The sequence below is a fragment of the Pseudomonas sp. GV071 genome (assembly GCF_003050835.1).
In the GTDB taxonomy this organism is placed as follows: domain Bacteria; phylum Pseudomonadota; class Gammaproteobacteria; order Pseudomonadales; family Pseudomonadaceae; genus Aquipseudomonas.
This window is the reverse complement of sequence record NZ_QAOJ01000004.1, coordinates 179,835-194,262: the sequence shown is the minus strand read 5'-3', so window position 1 is coordinate 194,262 and position 14,428 is coordinate 179,835. Positions and strand designations below refer to the sequence as shown.

General features: G+C 62.1%; 17 protein-coding genes. 9 read left to right on the top strand and 8 right to left on the bottom strand.

Annotated elements, in window-relative coordinates:
- Positions 1-71 precede the first annotated feature (71 nt).
- The 4 genes from C8K61_RS09630 to moaE all read left to right on the top strand — a co-directional run bounded on the left by C8K61_RS09630 (position 72) and on the right by moaE (position 2,290).
- Positions 72-968, top strand: coding sequence for a DMT family transporter (locus C8K61_RS09630; protein WP_108096029.1), 897 nt, complete (start codon positions 72-74; stop codon positions 966-968).
- A 143-nt stretch (positions 969-1,111) separates the two neighbouring features.
- On the top strand, positions 1,112-1,591 hold the full coding sequence (gene moaC, locus C8K61_RS09625) for a cyclic pyranopterin monophosphate synthase MoaC (RefSeq protein ID WP_108096028.1): 480 nt from the start codon (positions 1,112-1,114) through the stop codon (positions 1,589-1,591).
- A complete protein-coding gene (locus tag C8K61_RS09620) occupies positions 1,588-1,836 on the top strand; it encodes a MoaD/ThiS family protein (protein WP_108096027.1) in 249 nt (82 codons plus the stop codon). The genes moaC and C8K61_RS09620 overlap by 4 nt, the downstream gene beginning before the upstream one ends.
- Position 1,837: 1 nt before the next feature.
- Complete coding sequence (gene moaE / locus C8K61_RS09615) at positions 1,838-2,290, top strand: molybdopterin synthase catalytic subunit MoaE (RefSeq protein ID WP_108096026.1); 453 nt, start codon at positions 1,838-1,840, stop codon at positions 2,288-2,290.
- 54 nt (positions 2,291-2,344) lie between these two features.
- Here the strand turns inward: moaE and rhlB are convergent, their stop codons facing one another.
- The 3 genes from rhlB to C8K61_RS09600 form a co-directional block, all read right to left on the bottom strand.
- Entirely contained in the window at positions 2,345-3,811 is a 1,467-nt protein-coding gene (rhlB, locus tag C8K61_RS09610) for an ATP-dependent RNA helicase RhlB (protein ID WP_108096025.1), read from the bottom strand.
- Between the two features lie 123 nt (positions 3,812-3,934).
- On the bottom strand, positions 3,935-5,098 hold the full coding sequence (locus tag C8K61_RS09605) for a dipeptidase (protein ID WP_108096024.1): 1,164 nt from the start codon (positions 5,096-5,098) through the stop codon (positions 3,935-3,937).
- 155 nt (positions 5,099-5,253) lie between these two features.
- A complete protein-coding gene (locus C8K61_RS09600; protein WP_108096023.1) occupies positions 5,254-5,457 on the bottom strand; it encodes a hypothetical protein in 204 nt (67 codons plus the stop codon).
- Positions 5,458-5,654: 197 nt separating this feature from the next.
- On the opposite strand from C8K61_RS09600, the gene C8K61_RS09595 reads away from it, so the two are divergent.
- The gene (locus tag C8K61_RS09595; RefSeq protein WP_108096022.1) at positions 5,655-5,939 is read left to right on the top strand and encodes a hypothetical protein; all 285 of its coding nucleotides are present in this window, start codon (positions 5,655-5,657) and stop codon (positions 5,937-5,939) included.
- A 114-nt stretch (positions 5,940-6,053) separates the two neighbouring features.
- Here the strand turns inward: C8K61_RS09595 and C8K61_RS09590 are convergent, their stop codons facing one another.
- Positions 6,054-7,220, bottom strand: coding sequence for a 1-acyl-sn-glycerol-3-phosphate acyltransferase (locus C8K61_RS09590; RefSeq protein ID WP_108096021.1), 1,167 nt, complete (start codon positions 7,218-7,220; stop codon positions 6,054-6,056).
- A gap of 278 nt (positions 7,221-7,498) precedes the next feature.
- Between C8K61_RS09590 and C8K61_RS09585 the strand changes: the two genes are divergently transcribed.
- Genes C8K61_RS09585 through C8K61_RS09575 form a run of 3 tightly spaced genes read left to right on the top strand, consistent with a single transcriptional unit; the run spans position 7,499 to position 8,589 of the window.
- Positions 7,499-7,681: a CPXCG motif-containing cysteine-rich protein gene (locus C8K61_RS09585; protein WP_108096020.1), complete on the top strand. Its 183-nt coding sequence runs from the start codon at positions 7,499-7,501 to the stop codon at positions 7,679-7,681.
- Entirely contained in the window at positions 7,681-7,941 is a 261-nt protein-coding gene (locus C8K61_RS09580) for a putative signal transducing protein (RefSeq protein ID WP_108096019.1), read from the top strand. Before C8K61_RS09585 ends, C8K61_RS09580 begins: the two co-directional genes overlap by 1 nt.
- 30 nt (positions 7,942-7,971) lie before the next feature.
- The gene (locus tag C8K61_RS09575) at positions 7,972-8,589 is read left to right on the top strand and encodes an SOS response-associated peptidase (protein ID WP_108096018.1); all 618 of its coding nucleotides are present in this window, start codon (positions 7,972-7,974) and stop codon (positions 8,587-8,589) included.
- On the opposite strand, the gene C8K61_RS09570 is transcribed toward C8K61_RS09575, so the two are convergent.
- Positions 8,586-9,500 (bottom strand): LysR family transcriptional regulator, encoded by a 915-nt coding sequence (locus C8K61_RS09570; RefSeq protein ID WP_108096017.1) that lies wholly within the window; start codon positions 9,498-9,500, stop codon positions 8,586-8,588. The genes C8K61_RS09575 and C8K61_RS09570 overlap by 4 nt on opposite strands.
- 139 nt (positions 9,501-9,639) lie before the next feature.
- On the opposite strand from C8K61_RS09570, the gene C8K61_RS09565 reads away from it, so the two are divergent.
- Positions 9,640-10,383: an SDR family oxidoreductase gene (locus tag C8K61_RS09565; RefSeq protein ID WP_108096016.1), complete on the top strand. Its 744-nt coding sequence runs from the start codon at positions 9,640-9,642 to the stop codon at positions 10,381-10,383.
- Positions 10,384-10,504: 121 nt separating this feature from the next.
- On the opposite strand, the gene yejK is transcribed toward C8K61_RS09565, so the two are convergent.
- From yejK to yjeH, 3 genes are all read right to left on the bottom strand, one after another.
- Positions 10,505-11,512 (bottom strand): nucleoid-associated protein YejK, encoded by a 1,008-nt coding sequence (gene yejK / locus C8K61_RS09560; protein ID WP_108096015.1) that lies wholly within the window; start codon positions 11,510-11,512, stop codon positions 10,505-10,507.
- Between the two features lie 43 nt (positions 11,513-11,555).
- Positions 11,556-12,893, bottom strand: coding sequence for a TAXI family TRAP transporter solute-binding subunit (locus C8K61_RS09555; RefSeq protein ID WP_108096014.1), 1,338 nt, complete (start codon positions 12,891-12,893; stop codon positions 11,556-11,558).
- A gap of 170 nt (positions 12,894-13,063) precedes the next feature.
- Complete coding sequence (gene yjeH, locus C8K61_RS09550; RefSeq protein WP_108096013.1) at positions 13,064-14,332, bottom strand: L-methionine/branched-chain amino acid transporter; 1,269 nt, start codon at positions 14,330-14,332, stop codon at positions 13,064-13,066.
- Positions 14,333-14,428 lie beyond the last annotated feature (96 nt).

The window sequence follows — 14,428 nt, the reverse complement described above, 5'->3', positions numbered from 1 at the left end:
TAAGCGCAAGTTTCTGCAAGCGCGCAGACCACCGGTTACGCAGACTGCCGGCATTGCTCAGGAGCTTTGCCATGAACCTGTCGTTGTACCTGCTGACCGTCCTTATCTGGGGCACCACCTGGATCGCCATCAAACTGCAAGTGGGCAGCGTCGCCATCGCGCTGTCCATCGCCTACCGCTTCGGCTTGGCGGCGCTGGTGCTGTTTGCCATTCTGCTGCTCAGCCGCCGCCTGCAAGCGGTCAACCGCCGTGGCCAACTGCTGTGCCTGGCCCAGGGGCTGTGCCTGTTCTGCGTCAACTTTCTGTGCTTTTACACCGCCAGCCAGTGGATCCCCAGCGGCCTGATCGCCGTGGTGTTTTCCACGGCCACGCTGTGGAACGCGCTGAACGCTCGGGTGTTCTTTGGCCAGCGCATTGCCGTCAACGTGCTTGCCGGTGGCGCCTTCGGTCTGGCCGGGCTGGCGCTGCTGTTCTGGCCGGAACTGGCCGGCCACCAGGCCAGCCGCGAAACCCTGATGGGCCTCGCGCTGGCGCTGTTCGGCACCCTGTGTTTTTCCGCCGGCAACATGCTTTCCAGCCTGCAACAGAAAGCCGGCCTGCGGCCGCTGACCACCAACGCCTGGGGCATGCTCTATGGCGCGCTGATTCTGACTGGCTACTGCCTGCTCAGCGGCACTCCGTTGAGCATTGATTGGCGGCCGCAGTACTTCTGGTCGCTGGTGTACCTGGCGATTCCCGGTTCGGTGATTGGCTTTACCGCCTACCTGACATTGGTGGGGCGCATGGGCGCGGATCGGGCGGCTTACTGCACCGTGCTGTTTCCGGTGGTGGCGTTGAATATCTCGGCGTTCGTCGAGGGCTACCAATGGACAGCGCCGGCGTTGATGGGCTTGGTGTTGGTGATGCTGGGGAATGTGCTGGTGTTCAGGAAGCCCAAGGCGGCGGTAGCGCCCGCGTTGGCTCGTTGAAAGCGCATCGCGGCTCAAGCCGCTCCTACGGGGTCGCACAATTTGTAGGAGCGGCTTTAGCCGCGATGTTTTTGATTTTGTGGTCATTGACCAAAATCTGACCCACGGGTTTACAATCGCCGCTCTTCCAACGGAGCACCCCCGTGTTAACCCATCTCGACTCCCAAGGCCGCGCCAATATGGTCGATGTCACCGACAAAGCGGTGACTTCCCGTGAAGCCGTGGCCGAAGCGCGGGTGCGTATGCAGCCGCAGACCCTGCAGATGATCCAGGCCGGCGGCCACCCCAAGGGCGATGTGTTCGCCGTGGCGCGTATTGCCGGTATTCAGGCAGCGAAAAAAACCTCCGACCTCATCCCCTTGTGCCACCCGCTGATGCTCACCAGCGTCAAAGTCGAGCTGAGCGCCGAGGGCGATGACTGCGTGCGCATCCAGGCGCGCTGCAAACTGGCCGGGCAGACCGGGGTAGAAATGGAAGCCCTGACCGCCGCCAGCGTCGCTGCCCTGACGATTTACGACATGTGCAAAGCAGTCGACCGCGGCATGGTTATCGAGTCGGTGCGTCTGCTGGAAAAACTCGGCGGCAAGAGCGGCCACTTCAAAGCCGGCGAGGACCAGCGATGATTCGCGTGCAGTATTTCGCCCGGTACCGCGAAGCCCTGGGTATCGACGCCGAGCAATTGAACGATGCCAGCGCCTTCACCACCCTCGACGCTCTGCGCCTGCACCTGCTGGCCCGTGGTGGGGTGTGGCAGGTACTGGCCGAACAGAACCTGATGTGCGCCCGCAACCAGGAACTGTGCAGCCTCGACGAACCCTTGGCCGACGGCGATGAAGTGGCCTTCTTCCCCACCGTGACCGGAGGCTGAGATGGCCATTCGCGTGCAGACTGCGGCTTTCGACCCAGGCCATGAACTCAATGCCATGCACGCCGCCAATGCCGGCGTTGGCGCGGTGGTGAGTTTTGTTGGCTACGTGCGCGACTTCAACGATGGCCGCGAGGTGTCCGGGATGTTCCTCGAACACTTCCCTGGCATGACCGAAAAGGCCCTCGGCAAGATCGCCGACGAAGCCGGCCAGCGCTGGCCGCTGCTCAAGGTCGAGGTGATTCACCGCATTGGTCGCCTGGAACCGGGCGAGCCGATCGTCTTCGTTGCCACCACCAGCGCCCACCGCCAGGCCGCCTTCGACGCCTGCGCGTTCATCATGGACTACCTGAAAACCCGCGCGCCGTTCTGGAAACAGGAAGACACGCCCGAAGGGCCGCGTTGGGTGGAAGGCAAGTGCAGCGATAAAGACGCCGCCGAGCGTTGGGGCGAATAACGCAACGAGCAAAAAAAGCCCGTCACATGGACGGGCTTTTTTGTGGGGCGACGGTCAGTGCTTTCGCGGCACCGGCGTCAGCAACTCGGTCGGCGGCGTCTCGCAATTGATCTTGCGCCCGAGCAACTCTTCAATCGCCGGCAGCTGATACGAGTCATCTTCACCGGCGAAGCTGATGGACACACCGCTGGCGCCCGCGCGACCGGTACGGCCGATGCGGTGCACGTAGTCGTCCGGCATTTCCGGCAGGGTGAAGTTGATCACGTGGCTGATGCCGTCGATGTGGATGCCGCGGCCGGCCACGTCGGTGGCAACCATCACGCGGATCTTGCCTTCGCGGAAGCCTTCCAGGGTCTTGATCCGTTTGTGCTGCGGCACGTCGCCGGACATCTGCGCGGCGCTGACGCCGTCACGAATCAGGCGCTCTTCGATGCGGCGCACTTCGTCCTTGCGGTTGGCGAAGACCATCACCCGTTCCCAGTTGTTCTGGGTGATCAGGTTGTACAGCAGCTTGTATTTGTCGCTGCCGGCCACGGCATAGATGTGTTGCTCGACCGTGTCGCTGGCGACGTTTTCCGGTTCGATCTCGACGATTGCCGGGTCGGTGGTCCACTGCTTGGCGAGGTTCATCACGTCTTCGGTGAAGGTCGCGGAGAACAGCAGGGTCTGGCGTTCGTTCTTCGGCGGGGTCTGGCGGATGATCTGGCGTACTTGCGGGATGAAGCCCATGTCGAGCATGCGGTCGGCTTCGTCGAGCACCATCACTTCGACCATGTCCAAGTGCACTTCGCCGCGCTGAGCGAAGTCCAGCAGGCGACCCGGAGTGGCCACCAGAATGTCGCAGAAGCGCGATTCGAGCTGCTTGAGCTGCTTGTCGAAATCCATGCCACCGACAAACGACATCACGTTCAGCCCCGAGTACTTGGTCAGCAACTCGGCGTCTTTGGCGATCTGCACCACCAACTCGCGGGTTGGCGCGATGATCAGCGCGCGCGGCTCGCCCATGTAGCGCTCTTTCGGCGCCGGGGTTTGCTGCAGCTGGGTGATGATGGAGATCAGGAAGGCGGCGGTTTTACCGGTACCGGTCTGAGCGCGGCCGATGGCGTCCTGGCCCTTGAGGGTGAAGCCCAGAACCCCGGCCTGGATCGGCGTGCAGTACGGGAAACCCAGGTCGTGGATGGCGTGCATCAGCTCGTCGGACAACTTGAAATCATGGAAACGGGTTTTGCCGGCTTGCGGCTCAACCACGAAGTCTTCCAGTTTCCAGGTGCTCACCACCGGCGCCGGACGGGCCCGACGGGGTTTTTCTGAATGGCTGGTGGTGCTGGTGGCGCTTTCGGCTGGCGCTGGAGTCGCGACAGTGCGCTCGGTTTTTGCTGCGCGTGGTTGCCGCGGCTGGCTCGGTTTGGCCTGGCGGGGGCTGTCTACGGCAGGGGTGGACGCGGAAGAGGGGGCGGCAGGGACAGGCGCCGGCAGCTCGCCTTCGCCTTTGCCAAACATTTTCTTGAGTGCTTTGAGCACGGGAATCTCTTCAATTGGTTAAGGAATGAACGCCCGCCAGTGTAAAGCAATAAGGCGGTGCGGCGAAATGTTGCAGGCAACTGCCTAAACATCCGAGCGCGGCGAACGTTCTTTCCCCTTTGCTCAGCTCTGCGGCAGGGTTTGCAGCAGCAGGCGTTGCACATTGCCACCCATGATCGCGGCGATGTCTGCCTGGCTGAAGCCGGCCTTGAGCAGGCCTTCGGTCAGCTGCGCGAGGCCAGTGCTGTCGAACGGTGCGTGGATGGTGCCGTTGAAGTCCGAGCCCAGCGCCACATGGGCCACGCCGACTTTGTCGGCGGTGTAACGAATGGCTTTGACGATCGCCGGTACTGAGGTCTCGCACACCGCGGTTTCCCAGAAGCCGATGCCGATCACTCCGCCGGTGGCGGCGATTTTCTCGATGTGTGCATCGCTGAGGTTACGGGTACCGGGGCAGGTGCCCTCGACCCCTGTGTGCGAAACCAGCACCGGGCGGGTGGCCATGGCCAGTACATCGTCGATCAACGGCCGCGAGGCATGCGCCAGGTCCACCAGCATGCCTTTCTGTTCCAGGCGAGTGATCACCTGACGGCCCAGTGGAGTGAGGCCACCCTTGGCCAGACCATGGGCCGAACCGCCGACTTCGTTATCGAAGAAGTGGGTGAGACCAGCGATGCGGAAGTCGGCGTCATACAGGCGGTCGACGTTGTCCAGCTTGCCCTCGATCACCTGCAGGCCTTCGGTGGCCATGATCCCGGCGACGCGGTTGGGGTCTTTTTTCCACGCTTCTATAAAGGAAGCCAGATCGCCGCGGGTTCTGATCACCACCAGCTTGCCGTCGCTATTGGCTGCGCCTTCGTGCAGTTTCTGGCTCTGGTACAGGGCGCGTTGCAGCAGGCTTTTCCAAGTGGCGGTGGGCCAACGCTGGGCCATCACCAACAGGGTAATGTCGTCGCTGTCGCTGCCGTTGGATTCGTAATTGAGGTTGTGCGGGGTTTTGGTGACGGTGGAAAACACCTGCAACGCTACTCGCCCCTCGATCAGCCGCGGCAGGTCGGAGTGGCCATAACTCACGCGCTTGAGGATATCGCGCTGCCACAGCAGTTCGTCGTTGTGCAGGTCGGCGATGAACAGGGTCTTGTGCAGGGTTTCGGCCTGCTCGTTGGCCGGGTAGGGGGCCGGGTTTTCCACGCTGTTGAGCGTGCGGTCGAGGTAACTGGGCAGGCTGAAAAACACCCCGAAACCGATAAGTAGCAAAACCAGTACGGCAATAGAAAGTTTACGCATGGGTAGCTTCCGAGCTTTTTGTTGTTGTGGCCCGGACTGTAGCAAATCGGGGGCGGTGCTGGGCGCACGGCAGCTGGCCTTGAGGCTGCGCAGACGCAGCCCTCCCCAAGGACATACGAGTAGTCGCGGGGAAGATTTAGGCGGTGGTCAGGTTTTCAGGCCGCTTCGTACCACAACGGCAAACTGCGCCCGGTGCGCGGGTCCACTTCCGGGAGGTCCTGGTGTTCATGCCCGCCGAGGGCGCAATACACCAGCCAGTGGCGGTCCTGCACATTGAAGGCCAGGGCGTCGATCAAAGCCGACTGCTCATCGCTGGGGTTGATGAGATAGAGCGGGTCCTGGTTGTGCGCGTGCAACATATCAAGCTCTCTTGCCAGTCGAGGTAGGGCGCCAGTCTGGCCAGCCTGTTTGACGCGCTGATGACGGCCTGAGGCATTCGTCGGAAAGCCGTGCAGGCTGTTTGGGCTTCGGTAGAATCCGCCGCCGTAGCGCCCCGAACCGGGCGGCGCAGATCCATCCAGAGCCCTTTTCGCAGGCTCTGAAGCCGAGGTTGTAGATGTCGTTGCAGGCGCTGTTTTCTCTTGCGTTGTCCCACCCCGCACAGTCAATCAATGCCCTGGCGCTATTTTTCGCCGTCGCCGGCAGCTGGCTGTTGATCGCCACCCACATTCGCCAACGCCGCGCCATTGCCGGCCTGCTAGCGGACAGCGAAGTGGCTGAGAACGCCGAACTTTCGACCCTTGATGCCTCTACCCTGCAGCTCAATCGTTTCTTCATCAGCTTTGGCTACGCCTGCCTGGGCATCGCCTTGCTGGTGTCCTGGTTCAGCACCCAGTTCTAAGCGTTGCCCTTGCAGGAGCGGCTTCAGCCGCGATGCGCTTGAGCCAATATTCTTGATTCAATAAAAAAGGCGGCACCCGAAACCGGGGCCGCCTTTTTTGTTGCGGGCCGCGCCTTACAACGGCAGGCCAGCCTTGATCCGATACTGATTGCGCACCGGTGTGGCGTACTGCACCACCAGAAACGGCCGCTGCTCAGCCGGGCAAGCGTCCAGACGCTTCTGCCACTCCTGCTGCGCCGCCGTCAGTTCCTCGGCCGGGAACAGCTCGGTGGCGTCCGGCACCTGCAAGCTCGGATCGCGGTCGGCCCACTGCGCATAGGCCAGGTAATGCGCCGGGAACAGTCGATAGCCGCTGAGAATCTGCCGGTCCATCTCCACCGCCAACTGTTTGCTGTCCTCGAAGCCGTCGACCACCGGCGGAGCGAAGTTCAAGTGCACCCGGCCCTTATAGCCGGTGATACCCAGGCCGATGCTCTTGTCATCTTCACCGGCCGCCTTCTCGTAACTGCCGGTGCTGGCGCGGATAAACAGTTCGCGGGCCTTGGCCTGGTCGCAGGGGTCGTACTCGTAACTGATCGACACCGGCACCAGATTCAGCCCGCCAATCACCTCGGCGAAGGCTTCGTCCTTGCGGCTCATATGGAACATTTTCAGAATCGCCGAATCGGTGCGGTCGTCACCGTCCTTGGCGCGGCCTTCTGCCTGGGCGATCCAGATCGACTCGTGGTCATTGCGAATCGAGTGATTGATATAGGCCGACAGCAACTGGAACGCCGCCAGCTTTTCGCGCCGGCCGCTCAGGGAACGGTGCACGATAAAACTCTTGTTCAAACGCATCAGGTCGCTGACAAAGGGCTTTTGCAGCAGGTTGTCGCCGATGGCGATGCGCGGCGTCGGCAAGCCGGCGTGGTACACCGCGTAATTGACGAAAGCCGGGTCCATCACGATGTCGCGGTGGTTGGCCAGAAACAGATAGGCACTGCCCGCCTTGAGGTGCTCCAGGCCGCTGTACGTCACGCCATCGGTGGCCTGTTCAATACTGCGGTCGACATACACCTCGACCTTGTCCTGCAACGCCGCCACCGAGTTGATCGAGGCGAACTGCGCACGCAGGCGATGGGCTATCAGCGGCTTGAGCAGCCAGGAAAAATGCCGGGAAAGGCGAGGAAAGCGGAAGTGCGTGATGATCTGCAAAAACGCCGGGTCCGCCAACAGGCGTTCCAGCACAGCGGGGACTTCGGCGTCAGCGTACGGTCGGATGGCATCGAATTCGCCCATCATGCTCTCTTGTTCTGCTAGCGGTTACGGTGGAAAGGCGCCTTGCAGGCCACGGCGGGGCTGCACGGTCAGCAATAGACCGGTGATTATACCTACAAGTCACAGGGAGACTGCGATGAGGTATTAGCCAGCCTTGGACCGAAGCTGCCATTTCCTAGCTGTTATCGCGGACCTGAGCCAGCGCTTTTCTGACCTTGCACTTCCTTTGCGAAGGGGCTGTCGTGGTGTTCTACGCTTGTTCCTATAGCGCTTCGCTAGGTTGAGACGTTCCGGAGTTCCCTATGCTCGAAACCCAGTTCTACGATTGCCCGTATTGCGGTGAGCCGGCCGAGGCGCTGCTGGATCTGTCCGGTGGCGACCAGCAATACATTGAGGACTGCCCGGTGTGTTGCCGGCCAATCGTGTTCGACCTGCGTACCGACGGTGATGGCTGGGATCTGGATGTTCGTGCGGAGAATGATTGATGCAGCGCATATACGAGCCACAGGATCTGATGGAAGCGGAATTGCTCACCTGCATGCTGGCCAGCGAGGGCGTGGAAGTGCACGTGACCGGTGGGCATCTGCTCGGGGCAGCGGGGGAGTTGCCGGCCTTGGGTTTGTTGGGCCTGATGGTGCCCAATCAGCAGGCCGAGCACGCACGCGGTCTGATCGCCGCGTACAATGCCGCGCAGCCGCTGCCGGGCGATGAGCCGGAGGAGTTTCAGGGCGTGCTTCTTTGTTAATTGATTGTTTTTAGATGAGCCCCTCTCCTGATGTGTGGACGCTACGCCCTGTTTCGCTGGACGCCCGCCCTGGCGGCAACCCCTGGTTTCCCCGCCGACCAACAGCCGGGCTGGAACATCGCGCCCAATAGCCAGGTGCTGATGCTGCGCCAGGTCGAGGGCCAGCGTCAGGCCGAGCGCGCCCGTTGGGGGCTGACTCCGCCCTGGCTCACCGATCTGTCGAAAACCCCCGCCCATGCCCGTGCCGAAACCCTGGCCGAACAGCCGATGTTCCGCGATGCCTTTCGCCTGCGCCGGGCGTTGCTGCCAGCCAATGGCTTTTACGAATGGCGCGGTTCGGTGCGCAAGCGCCCGTACTGGATTACCGCCGAAGCCTCGCCGCTGTATTTCGCCGCAGTGTGGGAGGCGTTTCCGGTCGAGGGGCACACCTACCTGAGCGTGGCGGTGGTGACTCAACCGGCCAATGGTTTGCGTCGCCCGCTGATTCTCGATGCCGAGGGCCAGGCGCGTTGGCTGGCGGATGACACACCATTGCCGGCCCTGCAGGAATTGCTCTGCCAGCCCAGCCCGGTGCTGCGTGAGCGGGCGCTGGCGCATTTCGTCAACGACCCGAAAGCCAATGGCCCGGAGTGCCTGACCCCGGCCTAAGGCTGTTCGGGAAACAGGGTTTTGTCGCTGAACTGCGCCACCAGGTGGTCGAACACCAGGCGCACCCTCGGCGACACCGGGCCACGCTGCGGCCGGTAGATAAACAAGTCCCAGGCACTCGGCGCGATATCCTCCAATACCGTCACCAGGGCGCCGCTGCGCAGGTACGGCACTGCCAGGTAACTCGGTACTTGAGCAAAGGCCAGGCCGGCCAGCACCACTTCCAACTCGGCTTCTGCGTCGTCACTGATAAAGGCCGCCAGCTCCGGTAGCAGTTGCTCGTTATTGGCAAACAGCCACGGCCAGGGTTTGCCGCTACGGCGGTCGATCAGGGCGGACAGCGGCCGCTGGTGCAACTGCTCGATGTTCGCCGGGGTACCGCTTGCGGCCAGCAATTGCGGACTGGCCACCACATGCAGCGGCACCTTGGCCATCGGCCGGGCGATATAACGGCGGTCGCGGATCATGCCAACGCGAATGCCGATGTCGATCTGCGCACTGACCGCATCGGTCATCTCATCCTCCAGGCGCAACTCCACCTGCAGACCCGGGTGCTCGCGCAGCAGTGGCACCAACAACTGAACCAGAAAACGCCGGCCAATGGCGTGCGGCGCGGTGATGCCGACCCGACCGCTGATTTCATTGCTCGGGTGGCGCGCGTTGCGTTGGAACAAGTGGTCGACGCTGGCCAGGGTCTGCTGCGCCTGCGCCACCAGGCTCTGGCCAAAGGCAGTGATCTGTACCTGGCGAGTGCTGCGGTGAAAGAGGATTTCGCCGAACTGCTGCTCCAGTTCCTGAATCGCCCGGGTCACGCTTTGCGGCGAAATGCTCAGGCGTGTGGCAGCTTCCCGGAAGCTGCTGGCTTCGGCGGCGGCACAGAGAATTTTCAGCAGTTCCATGCGGTTGAGCATCGGTGGGGGCCTCCTCAGATTTGTTCCATTTTATGGAATAGCCAAATCCTATCTGTTCCATTTTCAGTTGCAAGCTCGCTGCCCATACTCGCCCTCAACCGGAGCCAACTCCCTGGCCCGACATTTTGAGGACTGCATCATGAGCAATAACATCGCTGGAAAAGTTGTTGTCATCACCGGCGCCAGCAGTGGCCTGGGCGAAGCGACTGCCCGTCACCTGTCGGCCCTGGGCGCTTCGGTGGTGCTCGGTGCTCGCCGCAAAGACCGCCTCGACAGCCTGGTCACTGAACTGACCGCCGCCGGTGGCAAGGCGGTGGCCTACGCCACCGACGTGACCAAGCGCGCCGAGGTTGAAGCGCTGCTGCAAGGCGCGGTCGACAGCTTTGGCCGCGTCGATGTGCTGATCAATAACGCCGGCCTGATGTCCATCGCACCGATGAGCGAGATCAAGGTCGAGGAATGGGACCGTATGATCGACATCAACATCAAAGGCCTGCTCTACGGCATCGCCGCCGCGCTGCCTCGCTTCCAACAGCAGAACAGCGGGCACTTCATCAACGTCGCCTCGATTGCCGGGCACAAGGTATTCAGCCCGGGCGGTACGGTGTACAGCGGCACCAAGTTCGCCGTGCGTGCCATCAGTGATGGCCTGCGTCATGAAGTGGGCGGGGCGATTCGCACCACGGTGATTTCCCCGGGCGCGGTGGACACCGAGTTGAAACACGGCAGCTCGCACCAGGCCAGCAGCGACGGCCTCAACGAGTTCTACAAAATGGCGATTCCAGCCGATTCGGTGGCACGGGCGATTGCCTTTGCCATTGAACAGCCGGCCGATGTGGATATCAGCGATATCTTGCTGCGTCCAACCGTGCAGGATTTCTGAGGTCGATCGCCAATTGTGTGAGGCCAACGAAGATCAAAAACGTCGCGGCTGAAGCCCCTCCCACCAGGAATCGAGTTTTCTGTGGGAGGGGCTTCAGCCGCGAGCTTTTGATCTGTTGTCTTCAGTCCTTGCGGCGCTTCAACTGATCGCGCAGCTGCGTCGGCAGGTTGCGGATGGTGAGGATGCCTTGCTCTTCGTTGTAGTCGATGTTCGAGCCCAGCAAGTGCGCTTCGAAGCTGATCGACAGGCCTTCGGCGCGGCCGGTGAAGCGGCGGAACTGGCTGAGGGTGCGTTTGTCCGCCGGGATCTCTGGCGACAGGCCATAGTCCTTGTTGCGGATATGGTCATAGAAGGCTTTCGGGCGTTCTTCGTCGAGCAGGCCGGACAGCTCTTGCAGCGTCATTGGCTCGCCCATTTTGGCCTGGCTGGTGGCGTAGTCGACCAGGGTGTCGGTCTTGGCGCGGGCCTGTTCTTCGGGCAGGTCTTCGCTTTCGACGAAGTCGCTGAAGGCTTTCAGCAGGGTGCGGGTTTCGCTTGGCGAGTCGACGCCTTCCTGGCAGCCGATAAAGTCGCGGAAGTACTCCGAGACCTTCTTGCCGTTCTTGCCCTTGATGAACGAGATGTACTGCTTGGACTGCTTGTTGTTCTGCCATTCCGACAGGTTGATGCGCGCCGCCAGGTGCAGTTGGCCGAGGTCCAGGTGTTTGGCCGGGGTCACGTCCAACGCGGCGTTTACCGCCACGCCTTCACTGTGGTGGAGCAGGGCGATGGCCAGGTAGTCGGTCATGCCTTGCTGGTAATGGGCAAACAGCACGTGGCCGCCGGTGGACAGGTTGGACTCTTCCATCAGTTTTTGCAGGTGCTCAACGGCCTGGCGACTGAAGGCGGTGAAGTCCTGGCTACCGGCCTGGTACTCCTGCAACCAGCCACTGAACGGAAACGCCCCCGACTCTTCCTGAAAGTAACCCCAGGCCTTGCCCTGCTTGGCGTTATAACTTTCGTTGAGGTCGGCGAGCATGTTCTCGATGGCCTGCGACTCGGCCAGCTCGCTGCTGCGGGCATGGAGAACGGCGGGGGTGCCGTCGGGTTTTTTCTCGATCAGGTGGACGATGCAGTGGCGGATCGGCATGGAGTTCTCGTTTCAAAGTGCAAATTTCAGAGCGGCCGGCAGTTTACCCGACCACTTCGGTCTGGGTCGCCCTTCGCCGCTGTAAGGCTTGCAAACGCTCGATCATGTAACGCAAATGCATGTGCAGTTCGTACAGCTCGTTGGAGTAGGAAAGCGGCACTTCGACCCGTGCCAGTTCGTCTTCCAGCCCTTCCAGGCGGGCGATCTCGGCGCTGAGGTCGGTGGGCAGTTTGCCTTTGTACAGCTGCTGGTCGATTTCGCGCAGGTGCTTGTACCAGCGGTAGATGCGCGCACGAATGCGCCATTGGTAGATCGGGCCGATGGCTTTGAACAGCGGGAATAGCAACACCAGCAGCGGGATGGCCAGAATGATGTAGCGGTCGGCCAGCGAGGCGATGCGGAACGGCAGGTAGCGCTGCAGAATCGGCAGGCCTTTTTTGTAGTAGTAGTCGGCTTCGTCCAGGGTATGCAGCGACAGCGGCGGCGGCGCCGGGTAGCTACCGGCGGGGTCGAGCAGGCTGCCGTTTTTCAGCACGGTTTTCGCCGCTTCCAGAATTAGTGCGGTGAGCGAGGGGTGGAAGTTTTCGCCACTGACCAGGGTTGCCATCGGGCCGAGGGTGACGATGTCGTGGTCGGGGGTGTTCTGCGCCATATCGAGCATGCCTTCGCCCACCGTCAGTTCGCTCAGGTAGGGCAGGCGCGCCAGGTAAGCGGCCGTGCGGCGCAGGCTGACCAATTGCAGGTTGGGGTCGGCGGCCAGGCGCTGCACCAGTGGGTTTTCCGCCGGGCCGACGAAAAATGCGGCGTCCAACTCGCCGGCGATCAGCGCATCAGCCGCCTTGCCGCCGCCCAGCGCCTGCCAGGTTTTCGGGTACTGCGCCGGTTCGATTCGGTTGGCCGCAAACAGCGCGGCGGTGACCGCCTGGGTGCCGCTGTCTTCGACGCCGATTGCCACGCGCATTTTCATCAGGTCGGCGAGGCGGTCGAACTTGGCTTTTTTGCCCAGGAACAACCACAGCGGTTCGCGGTACATCACGCCCAGGCCGTTGAGTTTGCTGCGCTCGGCAGGCTCAATGCTGAGCTCCTGGCCGCTTTGCACCAGGGCCAGTTCAACCTCGCCCTTGGTCAACTTGTTGAGGTTGTCTTGCGAGCCTTTGCTTTCCACCAGCTCCAGGTCGAAGCCCTGTTTATCCAGCTCGGCTTTGAGTTTTTCCGCGAAGGCGTGGTAACCGCCACCGGCGGCACCCGTGGCCATGCGTGCATGCATGGGCGGCGGCGGGGCAACGAAATAGAAGAGGGCTCCAACCAGCGCTGCGACCACCGGGACGATCCAGAGGTTGGTCAGCAGCATTATTTTCAGGTCACGCAAAATCCGACGCATCGCTTTTCCTTGGCAGCGCTCCGAGTGGATAGAGCGTAACCGCCAAGTTCTTTTTTTGCTCGCGGGTTTAGGTTGAACAGCAAAAGCATCGCGGCTGAAGCCGCTCCTACGCGTATGCACAAACCGTAGGCGCTGCGGTCCGGCGCTCCGGTTAGCCGCGATGCTCTTGCTTAGTGCGCGGAGTGCTGTGGCGTGGCGTTGCGCCGGGTGCGAATGAAGTCCAGCGCCGCCAGCGCCAGCAACAGGCCGAGGGCATACCAGGCGTCATTGCCCAGGGCCACCATCACCAGTGCACAGAGCAGCGCGCTAAACGCCGCCACCCAACGCCACACGCCTTTGAGCAGCACCCAGCCGGCCGCCATGCTGAACAGGTAGATCAGCACAAAGTTACCGTTGGCGTAGCGAATCAGTTGGTCCACCGAGAGCTGTAACACCGCCGCCAGGCTGGCGCACAGGGCGCAGATGAACACCACCAGCAGCAGTGCCCGTGCTGGCACCCCATGCTGGTTACGTTGCGCCAGCGGCTGCGGCAGTTTGCCTTCGTCGGCGAGGCTCCAGATCAGTCGGGCAAAACCCTGCACATACACGTTCATCGAGGCGAAGCAGGCCAGGTAGCCGATCAGCGCGCTGAGCCAGCGGGCTTTGGCGCCGAACAGTTGGTCGAGCATGCGCGGCAGCGAGGCGGCATCGGTGCTCACATCGCCATAGGCATGGAAGCTCAGCACCGCCAGTGAACAAGCCCAATACACCAGACCGGCCAGCAGCACGCCGAGCAACAGGGCCAGCGGGAAATCGCGCTGCGGGTGTTTGAATTCCTCGCCCATGTGGGTGAAGGCTTCGATGCCGACAAAACACCAGAACATCACCCCCAGCGCCGCCGGCAGCAGGTGCCAGGAACCGTTGAGCTCTGGCAGTAGCGGCTGGTTGGCATGGGGCAGATCGCCGGCCCACCAGATCAAACCGACGGTGGCGATAATCGCGATGGCAATCGCGCCCTGCACCATGCCCGAGGCTTTCGCCGGGCGCTGGCCGAGCAGCAGCATGGCGCCGAGGGTGGCCAATTGAATCAGCAAGGCTTCGCCGCGGCCGATGGCGAACAGGGCCTGGAAAAAACCGGTGGAGATATTCAGCGCGGCGGGCAGACCGACCGGCAGTACGGCGAGAAACAGCAGGGCGCTGATGCGCTCCATACGGGGGCCGAAGGCACGGCCGATCAAGTGCGGAGCGCCACCGGCATGGGGAAAGTGGCGGCCCAGTTGGGCGAAGGTGAACGCTACTGGCAACACCAACACGATCAACAGCAGCCAGGCCCACAGCGAGGCGTCACCTGCAGCCGTGGCGGCCAAAGCCGGCACAACAAAAATGCCCGTGCCGAGCAAGGAGGTGCTCAGCAGGCCGATGCCCTGCAACAGGCTCAATTCTTGGTTCAGGCGACTCATGGGGTATGCTCTGCGGTCCGTCGTAGCCCATGGTAAGTCGCTGGCTATTTTTGCGATCCAGACAGACTGTCGGCTTTGCCCGGCAAAGTGGCGGAA

What these genes read in the sequence shown, in the direction of transcription:
- C8K61_RS09630 (WP_108096029.1), top strand. Translation starts at nt 72, where the DNA reads ATGAACCTGTCGTTGTACCTGCTGACCGTCCTTATCTGGGGCACCACC.
- C8K61_RS09620 (WP_108096027.1), top strand. Translation starts at nt 1,588, where the DNA reads ATGATTCGCGTGCAGTATTTCGCCCGGTACCGCGAAGCCCTGGGTATC.
- moaE (WP_108096026.1), top strand. Translation starts at nt 1,838, where the DNA reads ATGGCCATTCGCGTGCAGACTGCGGCTTTCGACCCAGGCCATGAACTC.
- C8K61_RS09605 (WP_108096024.1), bottom strand. Translation starts at nt 5,098, where the DNA reads ATGCGTAAACTTTCTATTGCCGTACTGGTTTTGCTACTTATCGGTTTC.
- C8K61_RS09600 (WP_108096023.1), bottom strand. Translation starts at nt 5,457, where the DNA reads ATGTTGCACGCGCACAACCAGGACCCGCTCTATCTCATCAACCCCAGC.
- C8K61_RS09595 (WP_108096022.1), top strand. Translation starts at nt 5,655, where the DNA reads ATGTCGTTGCAGGCGCTGTTTTCTCTTGCGTTGTCCCACCCCGCACAG.
- C8K61_RS09590 (WP_108096021.1), bottom strand. Translation starts at nt 7,220, where the DNA reads ATGATGGGCGAATTCGATGCCATCCGACCGTACGCTGACGCCGAAGTC.
- C8K61_RS09585 (WP_108096020.1), top strand. Translation starts at nt 7,499, where the DNA reads ATGCTCGAAACCCAGTTCTACGATTGCCCGTATTGCGGTGAGCCGGCC.
- C8K61_RS09580 (WP_108096019.1), top strand. Translation starts at nt 7,681, where the DNA reads ATGCAGCGCATATACGAGCCACAGGATCTGATGGAAGCGGAATTGCTC.
- C8K61_RS09575 (WP_108096018.1), top strand. Translation starts at nt 7,972, where the DNA reads ATGTGTGGACGCTACGCCCTGTTTCGCTGGACGCCCGCCCTGGCGGCA.
- C8K61_RS09570 (WP_108096017.1), bottom strand. Translation starts at nt 9,500, where the DNA reads ATGCTCAACCGCATGGAACTGCTGAAAATTCTCTGTGCCGCCGCCGAA.
- C8K61_RS09565 (WP_108096016.1), top strand. Translation starts at nt 9,640, where the DNA reads ATGAGCAATAACATCGCTGGAAAAGTTGTTGTCATCACCGGCGCCAGC.
- yejK (WP_108096015.1), bottom strand. Translation starts at nt 11,512, where the DNA reads ATGCCGATCCGCCACTGCATCGTCCACCTGATCGAGAAAAAACCCGAC.
- C8K61_RS09555 (WP_108096014.1), bottom strand. Translation starts at nt 12,893, where the DNA reads ATGCGTCGGATTTTGCGTGACCTGAAAATAATGCTGCTGACCAACCTC.
- yjeH (WP_108096013.1), bottom strand. Translation starts at nt 14,332, where the DNA reads ATGAGTCGCCTGAACCAAGAATTGAGCCTGTTGCAGGGCATCGGCCTG.